This window comes from Mesorhizobium sp. Cs1321R2N1, from assembly GCF_037179725.1.
Lineage (GTDB): Bacteria > Pseudomonadota > Alphaproteobacteria > Rhizobiales > Rhizobiaceae > Mesorhizobium > Mesorhizobium salmacidum.
Window position 1 is genome coordinate 1 of sequence record NZ_JAPYKP010000286.1, and the last position, 2,159, is coordinate 2,159.

Annotated in this window: 2 protein-coding genes; both read left to right on the forward strand. The window is 62.1% G+C overall.

Going from position 1 to position 2,159, the window contains the following annotated elements:
- The first annotated feature begins 716 nt into the window (after positions 1–716).
- Positions 717–1,730, forward strand: coding sequence for a taurine ABC transporter substrate-binding protein (gene tauA, locus O7A61_RS31990; protein WP_337133141.1), 1,014 nt, complete (start codon positions 717–719; stop codon positions 1,728–1,730).
- A gap of 110 nt (positions 1,731–1,840) precedes the next feature.
- Positions 1,841–2,159: ATP-binding cassette domain-containing protein (locus O7A61_RS31995; RefSeq protein ID WP_337133142.1), on the forward strand; the 319-nt coding region annotated here is incomplete at its 3' end.

Here is a 2,159-nt window from a genome sequence, read left to right on the forward strand (position 1 = left end):
ACGCAGCGGCGTCAGACGGGCATTCTTGTGGATGTTCATTCGGACCCTCCGATCTGTACTGAAGCCTGGTAACTCCAGTCTCCTCGGTTCGGTCCGAATGGACAACCTCCCGAAAGCTCACACCTAGGCCATCCGTTGCGAAACGCCTGGCGTGCCTCCCCGCCGCGCCGAAGCATCCATGACACTAAATTCTAGTGACATGATATACAACCCAATTGCGGTTGATCTTGCTTGGTTTTCAAGCCGTTGCGGTGACTTTAGACCCGCCTTGTGACGCCAGGGACACAGAAGCGTGGCTTGCCTGCCCGGAGGCTTGCAGCCGGGATCCGACGACGCCGGCGGTTGCCCGAGGCGCGGTATGGCCTGTCATCGTCGATCACTCCTATGTCGATAACATTACTATACTTAATCTTCGGCGCGCGGAACGTGATTTTAAATTCTTCCCCATTTTAAGCATCGATTTGCTGGAGGAGGTGCCAAATCGGAATTCTCGTTCAAACCTGTCGGTATCTGGAACGGTCGAGGTATCAAGCCCAAAGCTGGCGGCCTCGCCGCTCCTGAGCCAGGGCAACCGCCCTGTCCGCCACGGCGGCCCGCCGCCAGTGGCTTTTTTCCAACATGCCGTTCTTCCTTGGAAGGATTTAACTCTACAAGAACCATAGAATTAGCTGACTATGAACTGGCAATCCGGTTTTCCCCTTTTCAAGGAGCCTTTCATGTCCAGCATTTCACGCCGCGTCATTCTCCTGTCTTCCGTTGCCCTTGCCGGCGCCGCCTTCCTCGGCCCGGCCATGGCCGACGGCCTCAAGATCACCATCGGCTACCAGACGGTGGTCGAGCCCTCGAAAGTGCCGCAGGCCGACGGTGCTTATGAAAAGGCCACCAAGGCCAGCATCGACTGGCGCAAGTTCGATTCCGGTGCCGATGTCATCGCCGCCGTCGCCTCCGGCTCGGTCGATATCGGCTATGTCGGCTCGAGCCCGCTGGCGGCCGCCGCCAGCCGCGAACTGCCGATCCAGGCCATCTTCGTGGTTGGCCTGATCGGACCGTCGGAAGCGCTGGTCGCCCGCGACGGCGCCGGCATCGGGAAAGTTGCCGACCTCGCCGGCAAGAAGGTCGCCGTGCCCTTCGCGTCGACGACGCATTACAGCCTGCTTGCCGCACTCAAGCATGAGAATGTCGATCCGAAATCGGTCGAGATCCTCAATCTAAGGCCGCCGGAAATCGCCGCTGCCTTCACGCGTGGCGACATCGACGCCGCCTATGTCTGGGACCCGGCGCTGGGCCAGATCAAGACGTCGGGCAAGGTGGTGCTGGATTCCGCGCAAGTCGCCGCCTGGGGGGCGCCGACCTTCGACGCCTGGATCGTGCGCACCGACTTCGCCGAAAAGAATCCGGAAGCCGTACGCGACTTCGTCAAGGTGACGGGTGCGGCCTATGCAGGGTATCTCGCCAAGTCCGACGCCTGGTCGGTGTCGTCGCCGCAGGCCGCTGAGATCGCCAGGCTGACCGGCGCCAAGCTCGAAGAGGTGCCGGAGCTGCTGAAGGGTTATGCCTTCCCCACCCTGGAAGAGCAGGCCTCCGACAAATTCCTCGGCGGCGGCACGGTCAAGGCGATCGCGGCGGCATCCGCCTTCCTCAAGGAGCAAGGCAAGGTCGATGCCGTGCTGCCGGACTATTCGAAATACGTGACATCGAAATACGTCACCGAGGCGCTGGCCTCGAACTGACGTCTCGCACACGCGGCTCACCCTCCCTGACGCCGTGTGTTGCCTGCCCCGAAGCCGCTGACAGGCGCGGTTTCGGGGCAGGCGGATTTCCCTCTAATCGGCGAGGGCCCATGCCGCATCTCGTGCTCGACAATATCTCCATCCACTATGATGGCCAGCCGGCACCCGCCGTCGAGCATGTCTCGATCGGTGTCGACAAGGACGATTTCGTCGTTCTTGTCGGCCGCTCGGGCTGCGGCAAGACCTCACTGCTCAATGTCGCCGCCGGCCTTGTCGTGCCTGCGCGCGGCACGGCTTCAGTGAACGGCCGGCCGATCAGCGGGCCCGGTTCGGATCGGGCGGTGGTGTTCCAGAACGATGCTCTGTTTCCCTGGCTGACGGCGCGCGAAAACGTCGCCTTCGCGCTCAGGCTGCGCGGTGTCAGGCCAG

What these genes read in the sequence shown, in the direction of transcription:
- tauA (WP_337133141.1), top strand. Translation starts at nt 717, where the DNA reads ATGTCCAGCATTTCACGCCGCGTCATTCTCCTGTCTTCCGTTGCCCTT.